The organism is Frankia sp. CeTa3Moorea (assembly GCF_978021225.1).
This window is the reverse complement of sequence record NZ_CDXDOR010000092.1, coordinates 1-20535: the sequence shown is the minus strand read 5'-3', so window position 1 is coordinate 20535 and position 20535 is coordinate 1. Positions and strand designations below refer to the sequence as shown.

General features: G+C 70.2%; 16 protein-coding genes and 1 pseudogene. 1 reads left to right on the top strand and 16 read right to left on the bottom strand.

What is annotated here, in order from left to right:
* Positions 1-783: pseudogene (locus tag AC08OV_RS15960) on the top strand (hypothetical protein); the annotation flags it as partial.
* A gap of 141 nt (positions 784-924) precedes the next feature.
* On the opposite strand, the gene AC08OV_RS15955 reads toward AC08OV_RS15960, so the two are convergent.
* From AC08OV_RS15955 to AC08OV_RS15880, 16 genes are all read right to left on the bottom strand, one after another.
* Positions 925-1941 carry a polyprenyl synthetase family protein gene (locus AC08OV_RS15955; RefSeq protein WP_476613165.1) on the bottom strand — a complete coding sequence of 339 codons (1017 nt, stop codon included), beginning with the start codon at positions 1939-1941 and terminating at the stop codon, positions 925-927.
* Positions 1942-1948: 7 nt separating this feature from the next.
* Positions 1949-3484 (bottom strand): NADH-quinone oxidoreductase subunit NuoN, encoded by a 1536-nt coding sequence (nuoN, locus tag AC08OV_RS15950; protein ID WP_476613175.1) that lies wholly within the window; start codon positions 3482-3484, stop codon positions 1949-1951.
* A gap of 41 nt (positions 3485-3525) precedes the next feature.
* Positions 3526-5166: an NADH-quinone oxidoreductase subunit M gene (locus AC08OV_RS15945; RefSeq protein WP_476613166.1), complete on the bottom strand. Its 1641-nt coding sequence runs from the start codon at positions 5164-5166 to the stop codon at positions 3526-3528.
* Position 5167: 1 nt separating this feature from the next.
* A complete protein-coding gene (nuoL, locus tag AC08OV_RS15940; protein WP_462185662.1) occupies positions 5168-7153 on the bottom strand; it encodes an NADH-quinone oxidoreductase subunit L in 1986 nt (661 codons plus the stop codon).
* Between the two features lie 190 nt (positions 7154-7343).
* A complete protein-coding gene (gene nuoK, locus AC08OV_RS15935; protein ID WP_462185661.1) occupies positions 7344-7643 on the bottom strand; it encodes an NADH-quinone oxidoreductase subunit NuoK in 300 nt (99 codons plus the stop codon).
* Positions 7640-8446: an NADH-quinone oxidoreductase subunit J gene (locus AC08OV_RS15930; protein ID WP_476613167.1), complete on the bottom strand. Its 807-nt coding sequence runs from the start codon at positions 8444-8446 to the stop codon at positions 7640-7642. Before AC08OV_RS15930 ends, nuoK begins: the two co-directional genes overlap by 4 nt.
* Positions 8443-9096, bottom strand: coding sequence for an NADH-quinone oxidoreductase subunit NuoI (gene nuoI, locus AC08OV_RS15925; protein ID WP_476613168.1), 654 nt, complete (start codon positions 9094-9096; stop codon positions 8443-8445). The genes AC08OV_RS15930 and nuoI overlap by 4 nt, the downstream gene beginning before the upstream one ends.
* 12 nt (positions 9097-9108) lie before the next feature.
* On the bottom strand, positions 9109-10449 hold the full coding sequence (nuoH, locus tag AC08OV_RS15920) for an NADH-quinone oxidoreductase subunit NuoH (protein ID WP_476613169.1): 1341 nt from the start codon (positions 10447-10449) through the stop codon (positions 9109-9111).
* Complete coding sequence (locus AC08OV_RS15915) at positions 10446-12971, bottom strand: NADH-quinone oxidoreductase subunit G (protein ID WP_476613170.1); 2526 nt, start codon at positions 12969-12971, stop codon at positions 10446-10448. Before AC08OV_RS15915 ends, nuoH begins: the two co-directional genes overlap by 4 nt.
* Positions 12972-12976: 5 nt before the next feature.
* Entirely contained in the window at positions 12977-14308 is a 1332-nt protein-coding gene (gene nuoF / locus AC08OV_RS15910) for an NADH-quinone oxidoreductase subunit NuoF (protein WP_476601368.1), read from the bottom strand.
* Between the two features lie 2 nt (positions 14309-14310).
* Positions 14311-15093, bottom strand: coding sequence for an NADH-quinone oxidoreductase subunit NuoE (gene nuoE, locus AC08OV_RS15905; RefSeq protein ID WP_476613171.1), 783 nt, complete (start codon positions 15091-15093; stop codon positions 14311-14313).
* The gene (locus AC08OV_RS15900; RefSeq protein WP_476613172.1) at positions 15093-16541 is read right to left on the bottom strand and encodes an NADH-quinone oxidoreductase subunit D; all 1449 of its coding nucleotides are present in this window, start codon (positions 16539-16541) and stop codon (positions 15093-15095) included. Before AC08OV_RS15900 ends, nuoE begins: the two co-directional genes overlap by 1 nt.
* A 73-nt stretch (positions 16542-16614) precedes the next feature.
* Entirely contained in the window at positions 16615-17325 is a 711-nt protein-coding gene (locus tag AC08OV_RS15895) for an NADH-quinone oxidoreductase subunit C (RefSeq protein ID WP_462185653.1), read from the bottom strand.
* 3 nt (positions 17326-17328) lie between these two features.
* Positions 17329-18144, bottom strand: coding sequence for a NuoB/complex I 20 kDa subunit family protein (locus AC08OV_RS15890; RefSeq protein ID WP_476619872.1), 816 nt, complete (start codon positions 18142-18144; stop codon positions 17329-17331).
* Positions 18135-18497, bottom strand: coding sequence for an NADH-quinone oxidoreductase subunit A (locus AC08OV_RS15885; RefSeq protein WP_011434998.1), 363 nt, complete (start codon positions 18495-18497; stop codon positions 18135-18137). The genes AC08OV_RS15890 and AC08OV_RS15885 overlap by 10 nt, the downstream gene beginning before the upstream one ends.
* A gap of 118 nt (positions 18498-18615) precedes the next feature.
* Positions 18616-19920 (bottom strand): geranylgeranyl reductase family protein, encoded by a 1305-nt coding sequence (locus AC08OV_RS15880; protein ID WP_476613173.1) that lies wholly within the window; start codon positions 19918-19920, stop codon positions 18616-18618.
* Positions 19921-20535 lie beyond the last annotated feature (615 nt).

The following is a 20535-nucleotide window of genomic DNA, read 5'->3' as shown; positions in this document are numbered from 1 at the left end:
ACCTCCCCCACCGGGAACCACCGGCCCGCCGACATCCATCCGGCGAGCCCGCCCGCCGAGAGCCCCGGCCGGATGCCCGGCGCGCACCGGGCACCGGCCAGTCGGCGGGGCAGCGGGCGGGTGCGGCTCGCCGCGGCGGGAACCGTCTCGCTCGCCGGGCTGTCCGCGCTGGTCGCCGGCGTAGCCCTGGGCGGCGATCCGACGGGCGCCACGACCGGCCCGAACGGCGGCGAGGCGCCTCGAGTCCAGTACACAGGCGGGGCCGCCTTCGGCTCCTCGCAGACGCAGGCCTCCCGCGACCGTCCGCAGGCCACCTTGCCCACTCCGCCCCAGGCGCTGCTGGCGCCGAGCACGAGCCAGTCCGGCCTGACCGCCCACCCGGGTAGTCCGTCCAGGCGATCAGGTTCCTCCCACGCCACCGGCGAGGCGTACCTGAGCCCCGGCACCTCGCCGATCCCGATCGTGCCACTGACGCCGCGGGACGAGCTCAGCTCACTCAACACGAGCCCCACCGACCTGCGTACCATCGCGCCCAGTCCGACGGGCACCGCCGGCGCGGCCACGACGTCGCCGTCGCCGACCGACTCGTGGCCGTGGGGCGACCCGACCCCCTCCACGAGCCCGACGCCGACTTCGGCCGGTGGCTCCCTGCCGTTCCATCCGACGCCGATCGACGTCACTCCGCTGCTCGAGACATTCTTCGGTACGCAGGCCGGTGCCACGAAGGGCCACGCCGACCCGGCCGGAACCACCGCCACGACGGCGGTCACGTCGGGGCACTGACCCAGGACGCCCTCCGACCTGGCCGGGTCTCACCAGATTCGGCCAGGTCGCCTTGTTTCCGGGTTTCCGGGTTTCCGGGTTTCCGGGCCCGGGCGGTCCCGGGACCGGGCAGTCCCGGGACCGGGCAGTCCCGCGCCGCGCTCAGCCGGTGCGGTCGACCACGAAGTCGGCGAGGGACTCCAGGGCGGTCTTCGCCGGATTGTCCGGCAACGGCGCGAGGCATTCCCGCGCCCGGCTCGACCAGGAGACGAGTTCCGCCCGGGCCCGGGCCATGCCCACGTGGCTGCGCAGCAGATCGAGAGCCTCGCCCACCCGGTCCTCCGTGTTCCCGTCGCCGGGGGCGAATCCGGTGGTGATGAGCTCCCGGAGCCGTCCCGCCGCCCGGTCATCGGCCTGCAGCGCGTAGAGCACCGGCAGGGTCGGGATCCCCTCCCGCAGATCCGTGCCGGGCGTCTTGCCCGAGTCCACCGGGTCCGAGGCAACATCGATGATGTCGTCGGACAGCTGGAAAGCCACCCCGAAAAGCTCCCCGAAGGTCGCGAGGGTGTCGACGATGATCGGGTCGGCGCCCGCCAGCATGGCACCGAGCCGACCCGAGGTCGCGATGAGCGAGGCGGTCTTGTCCGTGATAACCCGCAGATAGTGCTCGACCGGGTCCTGCCCGGGCGCCGGGCCCACGGTCTCCCGGATCTGCCCCTCGCACAGGGTCGCGATCGTCCGGGCGAGGATGCGGGTCGCCTCCGGGCCGAGGTCCGCGGTGATGTCGGAGGCGCGGGCGAACAGGTAGTCCCCGGTGAGGATGGCGACCGTGTTCGTCCACCGCGTGTTCGCGGAGGCCGCTCCCCGCCGCCGCGGCGCCTCGTCCATCACGTCGTCGTGGTACAGCGTCGACAGATGGGTGAGTTCGATCGCCACCGCCGCCGGCACCACCCCGTCGGCCTCAGGATCGGCGAACTGCGCCGCCAGCAGCACGACGATCGGACGGAAACGTTTCCCCCCCGCGTCGACGAGATGGCGGGAGGTCTCGGTCACGAAGGCGGACTCGCTGCGCACCGACTCGCGCAGCAGATCCTCCACCCGGACAAGACCCATCCGCACGGCCTTTTCCAGATCAGGATCGGTCCTGATCCCCACGACGTCCAGCCCGATAGCGCTCATACCACCGTCAGCGTACGAAGCCGGACGTCGCGGCGGTCGTCGCGAGGTCCAGGAGAGGCTGTGGCGCTACTCCCAGTACAAGAGTAGCCACAGTGCCGATGGCGACCGCGGCGAAGGTCAGCGTCGGGCGGGTCACCACCACCGGACCCTCGGCGAGCGGCTCGGAGAAGAACATCAGCACAATGACCCGCACGTAGAAGAAGGCGGCGATGGCGCTGCACACCAGTGCAACGACTACCAGCGGGGTGGCGTCCCCGGCGATCGCGGCCTGGAACACCGCGAACTTCCCGGTGAACCCGCTCGTCAACGGGATCCCCGCGAGCGCGAGCAGCAGGAACGAGAACGTCCCGGCCAGCAGAGGCGAGGTCCTGCCGAGCCCCCGCCACTGGGACAGGTCGCCGGCCTCGCCGTCGCCGGTACGGACCAGGGAGACCACGGCGAAGGCGGCGATCGTCGTGAAGCCGTAGGTCACCAGGTAGAACATCGAGCCGCGCAGGCCGTCGGTGTTGGTGCCGGCAAGGCCCACCAGCAGGAACCCGGCGTGCGCGATCGCAGAGTAGGCCAGCATGCGCTTGATGTCGCGCTGGGTCAGGGCAAGCACCGCGCCGACCACCATGGTGAGGATGGCGATCGTCCACAGGATTGGTCGCCAGTCCCAGCGCAGCCCCCCGAAGGCGACGTAGAAGACCCGCAGCAGGGCGCCGAACGCGGCGACCTTCGTCCCCGCCGCCATGAACGCGGTAACCGGCGTCGGCGAGCCCTGGTAGACGTCCGGCGTCCAGGAGTGGAACGGCGCGGCGCCGATCTTGAAGAACAGACCCACCGCCAGCAGCGCGAACGACAGATAGAGGTAGGTGTCGTTCACACCGGCGTTGCCGACCGCGTCCGCGATCGCCCCGAACTCCACGCTGCCGGCAAATCCGTAGGCAAACGCGACGCCGTAGAGGAAGAAGGCCGAGGAGAACGCCCCGAGCAGGAAGTACTTCATCGCCGCTTCCTGCGACAGCAGCCGGCGGCGCCGGGCGAGCCCGGCCAGCAGGTACAGCGGCAGCGAGAGGATCTCCAGCGCCACGAACATCACCAGCAGGTTGTTCGATGCGACGAAGAGCATCATCCCGGTGACCGAGAAGACCATCAGCGGATACGCCTCGGTCTGCACGTCTGCCGAGGTCTGCTGTGCCGTCGATCCCTTCGAGCCTGGAGTGATCGCGGCCGAGGCCACGATCGCCCCGCCGGACGAGTCAAGCTGGCGTTCGGCCACTAGCAGCACCGACAGCAGGGCGAAGACCAGGATCGTGCCCTGCATGAACAGGGTCGGCGCGTCGATCGCCAGCGCACCGGAGGCGAGGATGGCCTGCCGGCCATGCAGCACCGCCACGGCCACGAGCGCGGCGACGAAGCCCGCACCCGCCAGGATCGGCTGGAAGGTCCGCCGGGCCCGCATCGTGGCGAAGGCGTCGACGAGCACCCCGACGAGCGCGACCCCGAACACGATCAGGATCGGGCTGAGCGAGGAGTACTCGATCGACGGCGGCATGATCATCGGGTTCGATTCCTGCGCCAGGAGAAGGTCGGGTGTGGCGCTCACGAGTGGCCTCCGGACTCCGCGGTCACCGAGTGCGTCGGAGCCGGGTCAGACTTGCCGATATCGGCATAGGTCGCCGTCACCGTCGGCGTGATGATGTCGAGCAGCGGCTTGGGGTAGACCCCGAGCGCGACGATGAGCGCGACCATCGGGGCAACGACGAGCTTCTCGCGCAGGCTGAGGTCGACCAGGACCTTGTTCTCCTCGTGCACCACCGGCCCGGTCATCGTCCGCTGGTAGAGGTACAGGATGTAGATCGCGGCCAGCACGATGCCGGTGGTCGCGACGATCGCCAGCGGCTTGTTCCGGGTGAACGTCCCCATCAGCACCAGGAACTCGCTGACGAAGCTGTTCGTCCCGGGCAACGCCAACGACGACAGTCCGGCGACGAGGAACACCCCGGCGAGCACCGGCGTCACCCTGGCCAGACCACCGTAAGCGCCGACGTCACGGGTGCCGCGGCGCGCCACCAGGAAGCCCACGACCATGAAAAGCAGGCCGGTGGACAGGCCGTGGTTGACCATGTAGAGCACCGCGCCGCTGCCCGCCTGGGAAGTGAAGGCGAAGGTGCCCAGCGCGATGAAGCCGAAGTGGGCCAGCGAGGTGTAGGCGACCAGCCGTTTCATGTCCCGCTGCCCGATGGCGAGCAGGGCACCGTAGAAGATGCCGGTCACCGCCAGCCCCAGCACCAGCGGGGCGAAGTAGTCGGCCGCGTCGGGGAACAGCGGGATGCAGTACCGGATCAGTCCGAACGTGCCCACCTTGTCCAGCACCCCGACCAGCAGCACCGCGCCGCCGGTGGGCGACTGCGCGCCGGCGTCGGGCAGCCAGGTGTGGAACGGGAACAGCGGGGCCTTGATGGCGAACGCCAGGAAGAAGCCGAGGAACAGCAACTTCTGCGCCTCGGGGGTGATGTCCATCTGCCGCAGGGTGGCGAAGTCGAAGGTTCCGCTGCCGAGGTTGTCGGCGGAGACGACGTACAGCCCGATCACGGCGGCGAGCATCAGCAAACCACCGAAGAGGCTGTAGAGCAGGAACTTGACCGCCGCGTAGGAGCGCTGCGCTTGCTCCCTGACCGGGCCGTAGCTCCCGATGAGGAAGTACATCGGGATGAGCATCGCCTCGAAGAAGACGTAGAAGAGGAAGACGTCGGTGGCGGCGAACACGCCGATCATCCCAGCCTCCAGCGCCAGCAACAGCGCGAAGAACGCCGGGACCGACCGCCTGCTCCGCGTCCCGGCTCCGGGCCCGGAGCCGTCCGCCCCGACGGCGGCCGCGCCGGTCGGGTCCGTCGCGCCGGTCGTCCCGCCATCCGCGTCTGCCTCGTCCCAGGACGCCAGGACCACGACCGGCACCAGCAGCGCGGCCAGCAGGATCAGCACCAGCGAGATGCCGTCGGCTCCCACCGAGTAGGAGATGCCGAAGGTTTTGATCCAGTCGTAGGACTGGCCGAACTGGAAGCCGGCCTTGTTCGGGTCGTAGGCAGCAGTCGCAAGGACCGCGAGCACCAGGACCGCCAGCGAGAGCCCGAGGGTGAGCTGCTTGGCGAGGGTCGACAGCCGGCGGGGCAGAGCGGCGACGATCACCGCACCCGCGGCCGGGACGATCAGCATGATCGTCAACCAGGGGACTGTGTGCATGTCAGCCCGCCCTCACCAGCAGCAGCGCGCCGACCACGAGGACGGCACCTCCCAACATCGACAGAGCGTAGGACCGGACGAAGCCGGTCTGGAGGCGGCGCATCCGCCCCGACAGGCCGCCGATGGCGGCGGCGCTGCTCCGCACGAGCCCGTCGACGCCGACGAGGTCCAGCCAGACCAGGAAACGGGTCAGGTACTGGCCAGGCCGCATCGCGACGGTCTCGTTGAAGGTGTTCGCGAACAGGTCGTGACGGGCGGCGACGGTGACCAGGGTGACCTTGGAGTCTGGCGGGGCCGTCGCCTCGACCGGGCGCAGCTGGTAGCGCACATAGGCGCCGGCGAAGCCGCCGACGGTGACCACCAGTGTGAGCAGGGTGAGGACGAGCGGCGAGAAGGTGTGGACGCCCTCGACGTGCGTCCCGGCGACCGGTTCGAGCCAGTCCTGCAACGAGTGGCCGAGGACGAACAGGCCACCGGCGAGGACCGAGCCGACGGCCAACACGATCATCGGCCCGGTCATCGACACCGGGGACTCGTGCGGATGCCGGGCGTGCTCGCCCTCCGTCGTCCAGCGCGGCCTGCCGTGGAAGGTCATCAGGAACAGCCGGGACATGTAGAAGGCGGTGATGCCCGCGCCCAGCAGCGCGATCGAGCCGAGCAGGTATCCCGATGTCCCACCCTTGTCGAAGGCGGTCTCGATGATCCGGTCCTTGGTGAAGAAGCCGGAGAACCCGGGGAACCCGATGATCGCCAGGTAGCCAAAACCGAAGGTCACCCAGGTGATGGGCATGTACCGCCAGAGCCCGCCGTAGTGGCGCATGTCCTGGTCGTCGTGCATCGCGTGGATCACCGAGCCGGATCCGAGGAACAGGCCGGCCTTGAAGAAGCCGTGGGCGAGCAGGTGCATGATGCCGATCGCGTAGCCGGCCGGTCCCAGCCCCACCGCGAGGAACATGTACCCGATCTGGCTGACCGTCGAGTAGGCCAGCACCTTCTTGATGTCGTCGTAGGCGCAGCCGATGACGCAGCCAATCAGGATCGTGACCGCCCCGATGATCACTACGACGGTGCGAGCGGCCTGCGTCTCGTTGAAGATCGGCCCGGCCCGCACGATGAGGTAGACCCCGGCGGTGACCATGGTCGCCGCATGGATGAGCGCGGAGATCGGGGTCGGGCCCTCCATGGCGTCCGGCAGCCAGGCCTGCAGTGGGAACTGACCGGACTTGCCGCACGCGCCGAGCAGGAGCAGCAGCGCGATCGCGGTGATCGTGCCGTAACCGATGACGCCCGCGGCGGCCGAGCCGAACACGTCGGCGTAGCTCGTCGACCCGACGGTGGCGAACATGAACATGATCGCGAGCACCAGCCCGACGTCCCCGACCCGGTTCATGTAGAAGGCCTTGTTCGCCGCGGTGGCGGCGGCCGGCTTGTACTCCCAGAACTTGATGAGCAGGAAGGACGACAGCCCGACCAGCTCCCAGCCGGCGTAGAGCGACAGGAAGTTGTCGCCCAGGACGAGCAGCAGCATCGACGCCAGGAAGAGGTTCATGTAGGCGAAGAACTTCCGCCGGGCCGGGTCGTGCGCCATGTAGCCGATCGAGTAGATGTGGATCAGCGTCCCGACCCCAGTGATCAGCAGCACAAAGACGACCGAAAGCTGGTCGACCAGCAGACCGACGTCCACCTGGAAACCGTTGACCGGAATCCAGGAGTACAGCTGCTGGGACAGCGCCCGGTCGTCACCGGGGCGGTCGAGCAGGCCGGCGAACAGCACCAGACCGATCACGAAGCTGGCGGCGGAGGTCAGTGTGCCGAGCAGATGCCCGAACCCATCGGTCCGCCGGCCGCCGAGCAACAGCACCGCGGCTCCGGCCAACGGAAGCGCGATGAGCAGCCAGGTCAGCGAGAAGACCCCCGACGCGGCCGCATAATGGATCTTGCTGCCGCCATGTTCGGCGGCGGCGAGCAGAAGCGGGTCAGCGTTCATCGCGACTCCGCCGCGGATGCCATTGGCGATAATGCGTCACTGCAGTGTCGTCCGTTCTTCCGTGGCCGACGGCCGGTCGCAGCCGCGTTCCGGCGGCGGGAGCGGACCGGAGAGTCCACCCGACCCGGTCCGCGGTGGGAATGCTGGTCAAGATCTGGTGTTCGCGCTCGTACTCGTGCTTGGCTGGGAGCTAGTACTTCAGCAGGTTCACGTCATCCACCGACGCCGAGTGACGGGTTCGGAAGATGCTGAGGATGATGGCCAGGCCGATGACGACCTCGGCCGCGGCGACGACCATGACGAAGAAGGCCATGATCTGCCCGTCGAGGGTCCCGTGAATGCGGGAGAACGTGACCAGGGTCAGGTTCGCGGCGTTGAGCATGAGCTCCACCGACATGAACACGACGATCGCGTTGCGCCGGACGAGGACCCCGACCGTGCCGATGGTGAACAGTAGCGCGGAGAGGATCAGGTAGTTCGCGGGGTTCATCGACCGTCCCCCTTACCGGCGCCGACGGGCGCCGAACCGTTCGCGTCCCGGGAGATGCCGCCGCCCGGCTCGCCGGGCGTCTCGGGGATGCCCCCGATGCCCGAGGCGCGCCCGCCGCCCGGCAACAGCCCGAGCGTGTCGGCGGAGTCATGCCGGGCGAAGACCCCCGGCCCGGGCAGCGGGGTGACCTGACGGCCCTCGGTGAAGCGCCGCCGCATCCACTCCCGCTGGCTGATCCGGCCGCCTTCGCGTTCCCGGTGGCCGAGGATCATCGTGCCGATCGCGGCGACGACAAGCAGCGCCGAGATCGCCTCGAAGACGAAGACGTAGTCGGTGAACAGCAGGCGGCCGATCGCCTGGACGTTGCCGCCGGTGTTCGCCTCGGACAAGCCCGTGGCGCTCCCGCCGTCGATCGCCGAACCGATCGGGAAGGCCAGCAGGCCCGCGAAGCCGAGGCCGAAGACGATCGCGCCGAGGCGCTGACCGCGGATGGTCTCCACCAGCGAGTCGGACGAGTCGACCCCGACGAGCATCAGCACGAACAGGAACAACACCATGATCGCGCCCGCGTAGACGATGATCTGCACGAACCCGAGGAACGGTGCCTCCTGGATCAGGTAGAACACCGCGACGCAGAACAGGTTGGCCACCAGCAGCAGCGCCGAGTGCACGGCGCTGCGGACCATCACCATGCCGAGTGCGGCCAGCACCGCGACCGGGGCGAGGATCCAGAAGGTCGCGGCCTCACCGGTGGAGGTGCTGGTGATGTCCCCCGCGGCGGCGGCGAGGATCTCGTGGTTCATCGTGGTCGCTCCGAACCGGCGCCGTGGGCGGGAACCTCGTCCGCCCGGGAGTGCTCGCCCGCCGTCCGCCGGGCGATGACGTCTGCTGCCTCCCGCTCCGCGGCCTGCCCCGCGGCCTGCTCCTGCTCCGAGACCTGCCAGGGCAGCGGGGCGTCGGGGGCGCGGGTGTAGTAGTCGGTCTCGCTGGAGCCGAGCCGCATCGGATGCGGCGGCGCCTCCATACCCTCGCGCAGCGGAGCGAGCAGCTGTTCCTTGGTGAAGATCAGATCCTGTCGGCTGTCGTCGGCGAGCTCGTAGTCGTTGGACATCGTCAGCGCCCGGGTGGGGCAGGCCTCGATGCACAGCCCGCACAGGATGCACCGCAGGTAGTTGATCTGGTAGACGCGGCCGTACCGCTCGCCCGGGGAGTACCGCTCAGCCTCGGTGTTGTCCGCGCCCTCGACATAGATCGCATCGGCCGGGCACGCCCAGGCGCACAGCTCGCACCCGACGCACTTCTCCAGGCCGTCGGGATGCCGGTTGAGCTGGTGACGGCCGTGGAAACGCGGGGCGGTCTCCTTTTTTTCCTCCGGGTACTGCTCGGTCGTCGGCTTCTTGAACATCGTCCCGAAGGTGACGCCGAACCCCTTGTACGGGTCGAGGATCCCCATGACTCAACGCTCCTAACGCGGACCGGGGTCCGCGGGGATGACAGTGGACGACCCGTTGGCCGAGGCACCGGCGGACACCGCCGGACGGCCCCGTCCACCGGCCGGCGGTGGGGGCGGCCACGGGATGCGGTCGAGGCTCGGCGCCTCGGCCAACTTGCGCTGCTCGGCCTCCTCCAGCTCCCGCTGGTGCCTCGCGCCGCCGGGATCAATGAGCGCGACGATCAGCAGGATGCCGACGACCACGCCGAACCCGACGAGCCAGGGCGTGCGGTCGTCCACGTGCTTCTGGTAGACGCGGAAGGTCGCGACGGCCAGCACCCAGACCAGACCGACCGGGATGAGCACCTTCCAGCCGAAGCTCATGAACTGGTCGTACCGCAGCCGCGGCAGCGTCCCGCGCAGCCAGATGAAGAAGAACAGGAACGCCAGCAGCTTGAGGACGAACCAGATCAGCGGAATCCAGCCGGAGTTCAGACCGGACAGGCCGGGGATGGGCGGAGGCTGCCAGCCCCCGAGGAACAAGGTCGTCGCGATCGCCGAGACGGTGACCATGTTGATGTACTCGGCCAGGAAGAAGAACGCGAACTTGATGGAGCTGTACTCGGTGTGGAACCCGCCGACCAGTTCGCCCTCGGCCTCGGGGAGGTCGAAGGGGGTCCGGTTCGTCTCGCCGACCATCGAGATGCAGTACAGGACGAACGACGGCACCAGCACGATGTACCAGCGACCCGACTGGCTCGCCACGATGCCGGAGGTCGACAGCGTGCCGGCGTAGATGAACACCGCGACGAACGCGAGCCCCATCGCGACCTCGTAGGAGATGATCTGCGCGGCCGAACGCAGCGAGCCGAGCAGCGGGTAGGTGGACCCGCTCGACCAGCCCGACAGGATGAGCCCGTAGACACCGAGGGAGGCGGCCGCCAGCAGGTAGAGCACGCTCACCGGCAGGTCCGCCAGTTGCAGCGTGGTCCGCTCCCCGAGGATCGAGACCTCCGGACCGAAGGGGATCACCGCGAAGGCGAGGAACGCGGGCACCGCGGAGACAATCGGCGCCAGGATGAAGATCGGCTTGTCGGCGAGTACCGGGATGAGGTCTTCCTTGAGCATCAGCTTGGCGCCGTCGGCGAGGCTCTGCAGCCAGCCCCTCGGGCCGTGGCGGTTCGGGCCGACCCGCTGCTGCATCTTCGCGACGACCTTGCGCTCGAACACGATCGCGAACAGCGTCATCAGCAGCAGGAAGGCGAACACCGCGACGGCCTTGAGCAGGATCAGCCAGAACGGGTCGTCGGCGAACGCGTGCAGGTCCGGATCCGCGGCCGCGGCCCAGACGAGCGTGGGCGGGGTGGCGCTCATGCGCGGCCTCCGGGAGTGTCGTCCTCGGCGGGGGTGCCGTCCCCGGCAGGGGGATCGTCCTCGGCGGGGGTGCTCGTCCCGGCGGCGCCCACCCGGACGAGGACCCCGGCGTGCCCGGCAAGCGCCCGGCGCACGTGCGAGCCCGGCGAGTGGGTCGGCACCCAGACCACCCGGTCGGGCATCGCCGTGACCTCGACGGGCAGGGTGATCGAGCCGCGGGGGGTCGTGACGGTTACCCGCCCCCCGGCCACGGCGCCGATCTCGGCGGCGGTCGCGGCGGACAGGTGGGCCACCGCCGGGCGCGCGGTGCCCGCCAGGTAGGGCTCATCGGCCTGCAGGGCGCCGTCGTCGACGAGCTGGTGCCAGGTCGCGAGCACCGCCTCACCCGCCCCCGCGACGGGCGGCTCGGCGATCGGCTCCGACGGGGCGGGCACCCGGCTCACACCGTCGCCGGCCCGGCCCAGGGCGCGCAGCTCGCGGGCGGCCGCGCCGGCGTCGGGCAAGCCGAGGTCGAGGCCCATCTCGGCGGCGAGCAGGTGCAGCACCCGGACGTCCGGCAGGGCCGGGGTGTCCAGGGCCCGCTGGAACGGTCGCAGCCGGCCCTCCCAGTCGACGAACGAGCCGGCCTTCTCCGCCACCGGGGCGATGGGCAGCACCACGTCCGCGACCTCGGCGATCGACGACCGGCGCAGCTCGATCGAGACGCAGAACGGCATCCGGGCGAGCGCCGCGAGCGCACTCGCCGGATTCGGCAGGTCCTCCGCGTCGACCCCGGCCACGATCACCCCGTCGAGCCGCCCGGCCGCGGCGGCGGCCAGGATGCCGTCGGTGTCGCGGCCGGGCGCGCCGGGCAGCGGACCCCCCCAGACCTCCTCGACCTCGGCGCGCCCGGCGGCGTCGGTGACCGGGCGGCCGCCGGGCAGCAGCGAGGGAAGCAGCCCGGCCGAGACCGCGCCGCGGTCACCGGCCCGCCGCGGAACCCAGGCGAGCGAGGCACCGGTCGCCTCGGCCAGCCGGACAGCCGCGGACAGCGCCCCGGGGAACTCCGCGGCCCGCTCGCCCACCAGGATCACCGCCCCCGGCGCCCGCAGGGCCTGCGTGGTCGGTGCTTCCGGCCCGCCCCGGTCGGGGGCGGCGAGCGCGTCGAGGACGGCCGCCTCCTCGCCGGGCCGCGTCGGCACGAGAGTGCCGGCGAGCTTGGTCAGCCCCCGGCTCGCCAGGGGTGCGAGCGCGTGCACGGCCGCGCCGTGCTTGTCCACGGCCTTACGTAGTCGCAGGAAGACGATGGGCGACTCCTCCTCCGGCTCGAAGGCCACCAAGAGCACGGCCGGGGCGGCCTCGAGATCGGCGTAGGTGACGCCGATGCCGGTGCCGGCGACGGCATACCCGAGGAACTGCTCCTCCTCGGCGGAGTGCGGCCGGGCCCGGAAGTCCACGTCGTTGCTGGCCAGCGCCACCCGGGTGAACTTCGCGTAGGCGTAGGCGTCCTCACGGGTCAGCCGCCCGCCGGTGAGCACCCCGACCCCGCGCCGGTCCCGGCACTCGGCCAGTCCACGCGCGGCGTACTCGAGCGCCTCGCTCCAGGATGCCGGGACGAGCTGCCCGGTCTCGTCGTCGCGGATCAGCGGGGTGGTGAGCCGGTCGGCCGCGCGCGCGTAGGTGAAGGCGAACCGGCCCTTGTCGCAGTTCCACTCCTCGTTCACCGCCGGGTCGTCGCCGGCGAGGCGACGGGTCACCCTGCCCCGGCGGTGGTCGGTGCGCAGGGAGCATCCCGACGCGCAGTGCTCGCACGCCGTGGGCGTGGAGACCAGGTCGAAGGGCCGGGCCCGGAAACGGTAGGCGGCGCTGGTCAATGCCCCCACCGGGCAGATCTGCACGGTGTTGCCGGAGAAGTAGGAGGAAAACGGCTGCCCGTCGCTCACCGCGACCTGCTCGGCGGCGCCTCGCTCGAACAGCTCGATAAACGGGTCACCGGCGATCTGGGCGGAGAACCGGGTGCAGCGGGCGCACAGCACGCAGCGCTCCCGGTCCAGCAGGATCTCGGTGGAGATCGCCAGCGGCTTCGGGTACACCCGCTTGGTCTCCTTGAACCGGGAGACCGCACCGCCGTTTGCCATCGACTGGTTCTGCAGCGGGCACTCGCCGCCCTTGTCGCAGATCGGGCAGTCAAGCGGATGGTTGAGGAGCAGGAACTCGAGCGTGCCGGCCTGGGCCTTGCGGGCGACCGGCGAGGTTAGCTGGGTCTTCACGACCATGTCGGCGGCCACCGTCGTGGTGCAGGAGGCGACCGGCTTGCGCTGGCCCTCCACCTCGACGATGCACTGCCGGCAGGCTCCGACGGGGTCGAGGAGCGGATGGTCGCAGAACCGCGGGATCTCGATGCCGAGCAGCTCGGCCGCGCGGATGATGAGGGTGCCCTTGGGCACGCTCACCGACAGCCCGTCGATGGTGAGGGTGATGAGGTCGGATGCGACCGGCTGGGCCGGCTCGGAGGCGCGAGGCCTGGATGGGGCGACGGTCATGATGGTCAGTGCGCTCCCGCGTAGGCACCCGGGGCGGACGCGGGCGAGCCGTCGCCGGCCGTGGCGTCTCCCGGGGTGGGGTTCGGCTTCGTGGTCACCGCACTCACCGGGATGAACTCGTCCCGGAAGTACTTGATCCCCGAGACGATCGGGGAGGTGGCCCCGTCGGCCAGCGCGCAGAACGCCCGGCCGAAGATGTTGTCGCAGGCGTCGACGAGGGTGTCCACGTCCTCGGCGTCGCCCTGGCCCCGTTCCATCCGGGACAGGATCTGCACCATCCAGGTGGTGCCCTCGCGGCACGGAGTGCACTTGCCGCACGACTCGTGCGCGTAGAACTGGGTGAGCCGGCGGACGACCTTGAGCATGTCGACCGTGTCATCCATGATCATGAGTGCGGCCGTGCCGAGCAGCGACCCGGCCTCCTGCATGCCCTCGAAGTCGAGCGGCGCGTCGAGGTGCTCGGCGGTCAGCATCGGGGTGGACGACCCGCCCGGGGTCCACGCCTTGAGCCCGCGACCGCCCCGCACGCCGCCGGCCAGGTCGAGCAGCTCCCGCAGGGTGGTGCCCATCGGGGCCTCGTACTGGCCGGGCCGGGTCACGTGCCCGGACAGGCTGTAGATCTTCGGCCCCGGCGAGCGCTCCCGGCCCATCGACCGGAACCAGTCCACACCGTAGTTCACGATGTACGGCACCGACGCGATCGTCTCGACGTTGTTGACCACCGTCGGGGAGGCGTACAGGCCGTGCGTCGCGGGGAACGGCGGGCGCAGCCGAGGCTGGCCGCGGCGGCCCTCCAGGGAGTCGAGCAGGGCCGTCTCCTCGCCGCAGATGTAGGCGCCCGCGCCGGAGTGCACGACGAGGTCGAGGTCGAAGCCGCTGCCGAGGATGTCCCGGCCGAGGTAGCCGGCCCGGTAGGCCTCGGCCACGGCGGCCTGCAGCCGACGGGCCGCGTGGATCAGTTCGCCGCGCAGGTAGACGAACGCCCGGCCGGCCCGCACCGCGTAGGCCGCGATGACGATCCCCTCGATGAGCGAGTGCGGGTCCGCCATCATCAGCGGCGCGTCCTTGCAGGTGCCCGGCTCCCCCTCGTCGGCGTTGATGACGAGGTAGTGCGGCCTGCCGTCGCCCTGCGGGATGAAGCCCCACTTCATCCCGGTGGGGAAGCCGGCGCCGCCCCGCCCCCGCAGCCCGGAGTCCTTCACCAGCTTGATGAGGTCACCCGGGGCCATCGCGAGGGCGGTGCGCAGCGCGGTGTAGCCGTCGAGGCGGGTGTAGGTCTCGATCGTCCACGACTCCGGCGTGTTCCAGCGCCGGGTGAGGACCGGGGTGACGGGCATTGTCAGCTCCCCTTCCGTTCCGAGGAGGCCGGGGTCGTCGGCGCCGGAACCACCGCGGGCGGCGGCCCGGCAGGCGGTGAGGCGGGGCGCGCCGCCGCGTCGGCCCCCACACCGTGGGTGACCAGCGGCGCGGGCGCCTGCTCGGCGCTCCAGCCGGCCGCCTCGGCCACGAGGAGACCCACGACCGACGGCTCGCCGACCCCCGGGCCCGCGACGCCCTCCGGCCGCGGATCGCCGAACCCGGCAAGCTGGCGGGAGACCTCGGCGAACGAGCACAACGGACCGCCACGGGCCGGCGCCGGCCGCCGCCCCGCCCGCAGGTCCTCGACGATCGCCTGGGCAGAGTCGGGGTCGACCTGGTCGTAGAACTCGTAGTTCACCGTCATGACCGGTGCGTAGTCGCAGGCCGCGAGGCACTCGGCGTGCTCGAGGGTGATCGACCCGTCCGGCGTCGTCTCGTCATGGCCGATCCCGAGGAGCTTCGAGACCCGCTCGTAGACGTCCTCGCCACCGAGCAGCGCGCACGACAGATTCGTGCAGACCGAGACGAGGTAGTCCCCGACCGGATGCCGCTTGTACATCGTGTAGAAGGTCGCGACCGCGCCGGCCTCGGCCCGGGTGATGCCCAGCACGTCCGCGCAGAACGCGATGCCCTGCGCAGTCACGCACCCCTGCTCGGCCTGTACCAGGTGCAGCAGCGGGAGCAGGGCCGAACGGGATCGGCCGGCTGGATACCTGGCGATGATCTCCTGAGCGGCCGCCTGGGTCTCCGGCGAGAACGCCATCAACGATCAACTCCCCCGAGTACCGGGTCGACCGAGGCGACCCCGACGATCACGTCCGCCACCTGGCCGCCCTCGGTCAGCGCCGGGACGGCCTGCAGGTTGACGAAGCTTGGATCCCGCACGTGGACGCGGAAAGGTCTCGTGCCGCCGTCGCTGACCACGTGGTAGCCGAGCTCGCCGCGCGGCGACTCGATCTGGGTGTAGACCTGACCGGCCGGGACGCGGAACCCCTCGGTCACCAGCTTGAAGTGATGGATCAGGGCCTCCATCGAAGTCCCCATGATATTCCGGATGTACGCGAGTGAGTTACCCGTCCCGTCGGACCCGACAGACAGCTGGGACGGCCAGGCGATCTTCTTGTCGGCGACCATGACCGGGCCGGGACGCAGCCGGTCCAGACACTGCTCAACGATCTTGAGCGACTCGCCCATCTCCTCCAGCCGCACCAGGTAGCGGGCGAAGGAGTCGCCCTCCAGCGCGGTCGGCACGTCGAACTCGTAGGTTTCGTAGCCGCAGTAGGGCATGGTCTTGCGCAGGTCCCACGGCAGGCCCGCGGCGCGCAGCACCGGGCCCGTGGTCCCCAGCGCGATGCAGCCGGCCGCGTCGAGAACGTTGACGTCGACCATCCGAGCCTTCCAGACCGGCTGGCCGGTGAGCAGCGCGTGATACTCCCTGATCCGCTTCGGCATGTCGGCGAGGAACGCCCGGATGGCCCGCTCGGCGCCGTCGGGGAGATCCTGGGCGAGGCCCCCGGGCCGGATGTAGGCGTGGTTCATCCGTAGCCCGGTGATGAGCTCGAGCAGGTCGAGGACCTTCTCCCGCTCCCGGAAACCGAAGATCATGGCGGTGGTGGCGCCGAGCTCCATGCCGCCGGTCGCGAGCCACACCAGGTGCGAGGCGATCCGCTGGAGCTCCATCACCATCACCCGGATCACCGTGGCCCGCTCGGGTACCTGCTCGGTGATGCCCAGCAGCTTCTCCACCGACAGGCAGTAGGCCGCCTCGTTGAACAGCGGCGAGAGGTAGTCCGCCCGGGTGAGGAAGGTAACCGCCTGAGTCCAGGTGCGGTACTCACAGCTCTTCTCGATGCCGGTGTGCAGGTAGCCGATGACGATGCGGGTCTCGGTGACCGTCTCGCCCTCGATCTCCAGGACCAGGCGGAGCACCCCGTGGGTCGACGGGTGCTGCGGCCCCATGTTGACGACGATCCGCTCGTTCTCCTCCTCGCCGACGCCGAGGATCTGCTCCCAGTCGCTGCCGGTGACGGTGTAGACCCGCCCACTCGCCGACTCGGTGAAGCCGGCCTCGTAGGCCGGATGCTCCCCGGGTCCGCCGACGGTCCCGGTCGGGTAGCCGACGCCGTTCGCGCCGTTGGGGGCCCCGGTGCCGTTAGGGGCCCCGGTGGTCAGATCGTCCGTGGTGGCGGAAGTCGACGTGTTGGGCGTCATAGCGAACCTCGGATGTCGCCTCGTGGGATGTCGCCTTGGCGGTGTCGCCGGCTGGCCAGGGCCGGACGCGGGGTCACGAGTAGCTCCGGCGCTCGTCCGGCGGCGGGATCGTGGCACCCTTGTAGTCGACGGGGATGCCCCCCAGCGGGTAGTCCTTGCGCTGCGGGTGCCCGATCCAGTCGTCCGGCATCATGATTCGGGTCAGGCCCGGATGACCCGTGTAGACGATGCCGAACATGTCGTAGGTCTCGCGCTCGTGCCAGTCCGCGGTGGGCCACACCGAGGTCAGGCTCGGCACGGTGGGATCGGCGTCGGTGACGGACACCTCGACCCGGACCCGGCGACGGTGCGTCATCGAGGTCAGGTGGACCACCGAGTGCAGGCGACGGCCGGTGACGTCGTCCGGGTAGTCCACGCCAGACAGCGAGGACAGCAGCTCGAACCGCAGGTCGGGGTCGTCACGCAGGGTCTGCCCGACGGCGGCGAGGCTCTCCCGGCGCACGTGGACGGTCAGCTCCCCGCGATCCACCACCACCCGTTCGACGGCGTCGCCGAGCTGGGGGAAGGCACGTTCGAGCGCGTCGTAGACGGCGTCGGCGTCGGCGTCACCGAACGGGCGGGCGGTGGAGCTCAGGGCCGGAACGGGCGTCACAAGCCCGCCGAACCCGGAGGTGTCACCGCTGTCACCGGCGCCGAACGCGTCCCGGCGCCGCCCACCCGGGCCGCCGGGCACGCCGGCGGCGCCCGGTACCAGGTCGGCGGGGGCTGTGCTCTCGTCACTCACTGCCTAGATCCCCCGATCCGGGTCGTCGACGTCGCCGATGCTCTCGGTGGTCGGGCCGAGCCCGTGCGCCCGGGCCTCGTCACTCGGCTTGGGGTCGACCGGTAGCCGCTTGGCGCGCCCGAACACCGAGGGCGGCGCGAGGGCAGCGGGCCGGCGGGTGTCCAGGGCGGGTTCGACCGCCCCGCTACCCGTCGGCGCCGGCGCCCCGGCCGGGATCGAGAAGCGCTTGCGGTCGTTCACCGAGAGGGTCCGGGTGCCGAATGCGCCCGCCGGCAGACCGGCCCGGGCGGTGGCCACCTCGATGGGTTTCGGATACGGCGAGGAACCGATCTTCGTGTGCTCGATCCGGCCGGAGATCGGGCCGGCGAGGATCTTCTCGTGCAGCTTGATGATGGCGTCCATGAGCATCTCCGGCCGCGGTGGGCAGCCGGGGAGGTACATGTCGACCGGGACGATATGGTCCACGCCCTGCACGATCGCGTAGTTGTTGAACATGCCGCCGCTGCTGGCGCAGACACCCATCGACAGCACCCACTTGGGCTCGGGCATCTGGTCGTAGATCTGCCGCAGCACCGGCGCCATCTTCTGACTCACCCGGCCGGCGACGATCATGAGATCGGCCTGGCGCGGGCTGGCCCGGAAGACCTCCATGCCGAATCGGGACAGGTCGTAGCGGCCGGCTCCCGTCGACATCATCTCGATCGCGCAGCAGGCCAACCCGAAGGTCGCCGGCCACAGCGACGAGCGCCGTGACCAGTTGGCGAGCTTCTCGACGCTGGCAAGAAGCACACCGCCCGGCAGCTTCTCCTCTAGTCCCATTCCAGACCTCCACGCCGCCACTCGTAGGCGTACGCGACGAAAATGGTCGCCATGAACAACGCCATCGCGCCGAGACCGAATACCGCCAGGCTGTCGAACGCTACCGCCCAGGGGAAGAGGAAGATAATCTCGATGTCGAAGACGATGAAGAGCATCGCGGTGTTGTAGTACTTCACCGGGAAACGCTGCGGCCCGGCCGGGGCCGGGGAGGGTTCGATCCCGCACTCGTATGCGTCGATCTTCGCACGGTTGAACCGGCGCGGGCCGATCAGCGCACCGGCCGCGACCGAACCAACTGCGAACAGGGCCGCGATCACGAGCAGAACGAGGATCGGCACATAGTTCGAGAGCATGCCGAACTCCTCTCCTTCGAGAGTTTGTTACCGGACGTTGGGGTGAAACGGCTCGCCGGTGAACGGACCGCGAACGGTCCGGACTCGGCCCGCGGAACCAGTGGCCATTTCGGACACGTCAGGCCGCGGGAGCGAGCCGGGTCATCGCGTTGATCAGTCGGTCCATCGCATCCCCTCCCCGGGGGTCGGTAAGATTTGCCATGATCTTGAGAACGAAACGCATGAGGACCGGTCTCGGCAGCCCGTAGCGGGTACCGAACGCCATAATCGTCGGATTGCCGATGAGCTGGACGAAGAACCGGCCCAGGGTGTAATAGCCCCCGTACCGGGCCCGCATGAGTTCCGGGTACTGGCCGAGCGCCCGCTCCCGCGCCGGACCATCCGGGCGGGCGAGGGCCTGCACAGCAATCTCGGCGGCGTACCGACCGGATTCGAGCGCGTAGGCGATGCCCTCCCCGTTGAAGGGATTCACCATCCCGCCTGCGTCACCGACCAGCAGCACGCCGTCGCGGTAATGGGGGGTCCGGTTGAAGCCCATCGGCAGGGCGCTGCCACGCACCGGGCCGGTGGCGTTCTCCTCGGTGTATCCCCACTCCGGCGGCAATGCGGCGAGCCAGCGGCGCAGCAGGTCCCGGTAGTCGGTGTTCTGGAAGGCGTCCGTGGTGTTCAGCAGGCCGAGGCCCACGTTGCTCGTGCCGTTACCGACCCCGAAGATCCAGCCGTAGCCGGGCAGCAGCCGGCTCTCGCGCGGCCTGCCCTCCCACAGCTCCAGATGGGACTCGAGGAAGTCGTCGTGCGTGCGGGGGCTGCGGTAGTAGCGGCGGACCGCGACCCCGAGCGGCCGGTCCTCCCGGCGGCGGATACCGAGGGCGAGCGCGATGCGGGCGCTGTTACCGTCCGCCGCGACGACCAATGGCGCCCGGAACGTCACAGGTGCCCGGTCGGTGCCGGTCCTGGCGTGCACGCCGACGACCCGTCCGGTGCGCTCGTCGAGCAGCGGACCGGTCACGGCGGTCCCCTCGTGCAGCCGGGCACCGACCTTCACCGCGTGGCGGGCCAGCAGGTCGTCGAAGTCAAGCCGCGGACGGACCAGGCCATAGTCGGGCCAGCTCGCCAGCTCCGGCCAGGGCAGCTCCAGGCGGACGCCGCCGCCTATGATGCGAAGCCCCCGGTTACGGGCCCATCCGGCCACGGGCGAGGTGTCGACACCCATGTCCACGAGACTGCGGACGGCCCGCGGGGTCAGCCCGTCGCCACAGACCTTCTCGCGGGGGAAGGTCGTCTTCTCCAACAGGAGCACGTCGAGCCCGGCGCTGGCGAGGTGGTAGGCGGCCGAGGAGCCACCGGGACCCGCGCCGACCACGATGACGCCGGCGTCGGCCTTCGACCGGCCGGCCGCACCATCAGCCCTTGTCCTCGCCATGGTCACGAATTGCTCCGGATCTGCTAGACCACTCGTCCCGGGGGCACCCCACCGGGGGCCCTCTACCTGTGTGCTCGTGAAATTCTTCACGAGCGTTCTCGGCGAGTGTAGGCCTTGCGCAGGCCAACCGCACCAACCAGGATGCGGCGAAGAACGGACGAGTTGACTTCGTGCACCCTATCGCTACTGTGAGCGATAGTTCGCGGCACCGGACGCCCGCCGCCGGAGCTCGGCGGTCGATCGCCACCATGAGCGGCAGGTACAATTCCCGCCCGATCGGCCTGGATCAGGCCAGCTCACCCGCCTGGTGTCGGTCCGGAGCAGTCGCCCGCAGCGCGAAGCGCAACGGAGAAACCACGAAGCCGGCCTCCACCGCCCGCCGGTGGCCCATATTCGCCCCCCGGGGTGGGATCAGCGCCCGTGCGGGGTAGTCCCTCCACAGGTCACCCGAAACGCGGTGGCTCGTCCGCGGTCGCCGCCGGTGTCCCGACGGCGCGGATGCACCATCACCCGAACACCATCACCCGAACACCGTCACCCGAACACCGTCACCCGAAGCAGCACGGACTGGGAACGAGAGAACGCGATGACCATCGCAGAGACCGTCGTCATCCC

Excerpts from the sequence above, each read along its gene's own strand:
- AC08OV_RS15955 (WP_476613165.1), bottom strand. The coding sequence starts at position 1,941 with ATGAGCGCTATCGGGCTGGACGTCGTGGGGATCAGGACCGATCCTGAT.
- nuoN (WP_476613175.1), bottom strand. The coding sequence starts at position 3,484 with ATGATCATGCCGCCGTCGATCGAGTACTCCTCGCTCAGCCCGATCCTG.
- AC08OV_RS15945 (WP_476613166.1), bottom strand. The coding sequence starts at position 5,166 with ATGCACACAGTCCCCTGGTTGACGATCATGCTGATCGTCCCGGCCGCG.
- nuoL (WP_462185662.1), bottom strand. The coding sequence starts at position 7,153 with ATGAACGCTGACCCGCTTCTGCTCGCCGCCGCCGAACATGGCGGCAGC.
- nuoK (WP_462185661.1), bottom strand. The coding sequence starts at position 7,643 with ATGAACCCCGCGAACTACCTGATCCTCTCCGCGCTACTGTTCACCATC.
- AC08OV_RS15930 (WP_476613167.1), bottom strand. The coding sequence starts at position 8,446 with ATGAACCACGAGATCCTCGCCGCCGCCGCGGGGGACATCACCAGCACC.
- nuoI (WP_476613168.1), bottom strand. The coding sequence starts at position 9,096 with ATGGGGATCCTCGACCCGTACAAGGGGTTCGGCGTCACCTTCGGGACG.
- nuoH (WP_476613169.1), bottom strand. The coding sequence starts at position 10,449 with ATGAGCGCCACCCCGCCCACGCTCGTCTGGGCCGCGGCCGCGGATCCG.
- AC08OV_RS15915 (WP_476613170.1), bottom strand. The coding sequence starts at position 12,971 with ATGACCGTCGCCCCATCCAGGCCTCGCGCCTCCGAGCCGGCCCAGCCG.
- nuoF (WP_476601368.1), bottom strand. The coding sequence starts at position 14,308 with ATGCCCGTCACCCCGGTCCTCACCCGGCGCTGGAACACGCCGGAGTCG.
- nuoE (WP_476613171.1), bottom strand. The coding sequence starts at position 15,093 with ATGGCGTTCTCGCCGGAGACCCAGGCGGCCGCTCAGGAGATCATCGCC.
- AC08OV_RS15900 (WP_476613172.1), bottom strand. The coding sequence starts at position 16,541 with ATGACGCCCAACACGTCGACTTCCGCCACCACGGACGATCTGACCACC.
- AC08OV_RS15890 (WP_476619872.1), bottom strand. The coding sequence starts at position 18,144 with ATGGGACTAGAGGAGAAGCTGCCGGGCGGTGTGCTTCTTGCCAGCGTC.
- AC08OV_RS15885 (WP_011434998.1), bottom strand. The coding sequence starts at position 18,497 with ATGCTCTCGAACTATGTGCCGATCCTCGTTCTGCTCGTGATCGCGGCC.
- AC08OV_RS15880 (WP_476613173.1), bottom strand. The coding sequence starts at position 19,920 with ATGGCGAGGACAAGGGCTGATGGTGCGGCCGGCCGGTCGAAGGCCGAC.